The sequence below is a fragment of the Novipirellula sp. genome (genome assembly GCF_041583735.1).
In the GTDB taxonomy this organism is placed as follows: Bacteria; Planctomycetota; Planctomycetia; order Pirellulales; family Pirellulaceae; genus Novipirellula.
In genome coordinates this window covers 1-3,152 of the sequence record NZ_JBFHFD010000845.1, presented here as the reverse complement: position 1 = coordinate 3,152, position 3,152 = coordinate 1, and the positions used below count along the sequence as shown (strand labels likewise).

Genomic DNA, 3,152 nt, shown 5'->3' with positions numbered 1-3,152 from the left:
TGAGCCCAGCGGAAATTGGTACCCAAAATATCCCTCACAACCCGTTGGGTTTCATCCGGTTCAAACGGGTCGTGCTCAAGTTCATGTTCAAGTAACTCCAGCTTTTTTCGGATCAAATAACCCTGCATCCGTTGGTAGGGTCGAACTTGGCCGGTGCGAATGAACGTGCCCACCTCCATTCGGCGACTCCAATCTTCCCAGACCGGCAACCAAAACAGCGCGTGATCGACCTGTCCGCTGTTCGCGGCTGACAAACACTCCGCTCGAGCCATGCTGATTTCGTCGAGGCATTCGTCGGGCGAAGGGTAATAGGCATAACACGCAACGACACTCAGCGCCACCAGCCCGGCCAACATCGTCGCTCCGATCACGCCTGGCGGAACCACGATGTCCAAGCCACGACGCGGCTTTGCATCTTCGGTCTGCAGCGACGAAGCAAACGAACCCGCCTTGGCACTTGCGACCAACGACGCTTCGTCGATTTTCAACACGCGAAATACCAGTCCAAGCAGAGCGACGATTGCCAGTGCGATTAACGAAGCGATCATGCTGACGTCGGCCTCCTTGGTGACCAGATCGCCGATCGATTCGAGGCTGATCGAGTGATTGGTCGACAGTGGGTTGGCGTAAATGTCAAATGCGTGGGTGTGACCGGCTGGCTGGACGCCTGGTGGAACAAGCGGTTTGTTGATCGCATACGACAGCCCAACCACGATCATCAACAACGATGCCATCCATATCGACGCGGCCTTCGGTCCGTAGTGACGTGCGAACCACAACGGAGTGGCAAAGTTCATCCCCGCGCCGAGAATCAACAACGTGAACGATGCCCCCGGCGAATTGGCATGTTGAAACATCATCCCCATTTGGCTCATTGCCAACATCGGTGTGGCATACACCGGAACCGCAACAAACAGCATCTTCAGCGGTGCCCACCAATCGTCGCGTTCGACGGAGTGTTGCATCGCGCCGTAAGGCAACACGGCGGCCAGGACGGCCAGTCCCGACAAGGCGACGAACGTGATCAACAGGGTCACCCCGGTGGCTTCGCGTGCGAAGTGGACGATGGTTGCGAAGATGCGGCGGAGTCCGATTAAATGGTCCGGTGTGAAATAGGCTTCCGGCCGGTTATCTGCATCACAATCGGCATCGCAGGCTGGAAGCCGACGCCACTTTGAAAACGCATCCCAAAACAGACCGAGCGCCGTCACCACCACCAACGAGCCTAATGCAAACAAGATGATCACCAACGGACGACTGAGCGTCAGCCCGTACAGCAGCGACAATGGATTGAATAACGGAGCCGACAACGCGAACGCCGACATCGCCCCTGGTTTCACCTTCGCGCGACGCATTTCAAACAAGATTGGCAACACGCCGATCGAACAAACCGGCAACAACATGCCGACCAACCACGATTGCGGCAGCGATCGCCATCTGTCGCCACCAAACAATCGACGTGTTCCCATGGCACCGAGGTAATAACGCAAAACCGATGCGATCAGCAGTCCGACCAGCAACGTCGGTGCCGCTTGCGTGAATCCTTGCAGGACGCGAATCAGTCCGCCGACCAGCATCATCGAAACGGATTGATTCATGATTGGTCCTTTGCAAGGCTATTCAGTTGCGGAGGAATTTTGTTGACAGCTTCATCCACCAGATCACAAAGCGATTCGATTTGCTTGCGATTCTCGTTCGTCAGATCGCCTTTGGCGGCACGCAGGTTTGCCGTCAGCGATTCGCTGGTGTTGTAAAGCGGCAACCAGTCGGCTTCGGCAAGGTTCGTGTCGGCGGCAACTTCCGCCGTCCAACTGACCAGCTCTTCGATTTCGTGCCGCGTTGACTCGCTCGCGTTTTCGATCGCGAGTCGTTCCCGCAACTTCACCGCCACGTCGGCAAGATCCGCGGGCCAATGCGCGGCGACGACGTGATCGTGTTCAAAGTGCGACGTTTTGACGGCGGTGTCGGGAGTGCAGCCAACCAGAAGCACCAATGCGAGCGCCGTAGGAGCCCAGGTACTGGCTGCCATTCCCCCCATGCTCGATCGACTAAAAACTCGGTTCCAACATTTCATCATCGGTACTCCGGCGCGGGAACGGCATCCAATAATCGGTTGATCACTCCGTCGACATCGTCGGTTGTTGTCAGCAAACGCACTGACAAGACCGGCCGCGCGACGTGCAGTACATCACTCGGCGTGACGAAACCACGGCCTTGCAGGAGCGCCCACGCCTGAGCGATCCGTTGCCACAACAACATGCCTCGGGGGCTAACCCCCAACTCAATCGCTGCGTCCTCACGAGTCGCCTCCACTAGATCCACCAAGTACTCACGCACTCGCGGGTGCACCGTGATTGTTCGCACTTGTTCCTGGATTCGTGCGAGTTCGTCCAACGACAAAACGGCGGGCGAATCCTGGCGGGACAAATCCGCCCGCGATGCCGCTTCCAAAATGTCGATCTGCGACGCACGATCGGGGTAGCCGATTTTCAGTTTGATCGTGAACCGATCCAATTGAGCTTCCGGAAGCGGGTACGCACCGTGCGAGTCGATCGGGTTCTGTGTTGCGATCACAAAAAAGGTTTTTGCCAACGAATACGGCACCGCGTCGATCGTCACCTGGCGTTCGGCCATCGCTTCGAGCAACGCGCTCTGGGTTCGCGGCGTCGTCCGGTTCAACTCGTCAGCCAGCAAGACGTCCGAAAAAACCGGCCCCGCGTGAAATTCAAATTCGCGAGTCTTTTGGTTGAACAAATTGAACCCGGTCACGTCCGACGGCAACAAATCCGGCGTGCATTGGACTCGGGCCAACTTTCCACCGACGCAGGCAGCGATCGCTTTGGCCAGCGTCGTCTTGCCCGTCCCCGGCAAATCGTCCATCAACAAATGCCCTTGAGCCAATAGGCACGCGATGACCAGTTCGACCGCTTCGGTCTTGCCTAGCAGGACACGGTTGAGCTGACTTCGCAAACTATCGAGCGTTTCACCAACGCTTTCAACGTCGACCAATTCGTCAACCGGTTTTTTGAGCAATTTCATGCAGTCACCTCGGTGGTTAGTTGCCGGAGGGCTTGTATATTCAGCTTCATCATCAGCTCTTTGGAAACGGTGTGTTCGTGGAATCGGTTTTCGCCGCCAGCGAACGTTGCTTG

At 56.8% G+C, this 3,152-nt stretch carries 3 protein-coding genes; all 3 read right to left on the bottom strand.

Annotated features, from left to right (window positions below):
- Positions 1–1,598 (bottom strand): permease (locus ABX962_RS33615; RefSeq protein WP_372726045.1); only part of this gene is annotated, 1,598 nt, incomplete at its 3' end.
- Positions 1,595–2,029, bottom strand: coding sequence for a hypothetical protein (locus ABX962_RS33610; protein WP_372726044.1), 435 nt, complete (start codon positions 2,027–2,029; stop codon positions 1,595–1,597). The genes ABX962_RS33615 and ABX962_RS33610, both read right to left, overlap by 4 nt.
- Before the next feature lie 44 nt (positions 2,030–2,073).
- Positions 2,074–3,039 (bottom strand): AAA family ATPase, encoded by a 966-nt coding sequence (locus tag ABX962_RS33605; RefSeq protein ID WP_372726043.1) that lies wholly within the window; start codon positions 3,037–3,039, stop codon positions 2,074–2,076.
- Positions 3,040–3,152: the final 113 nt, after the last annotated feature.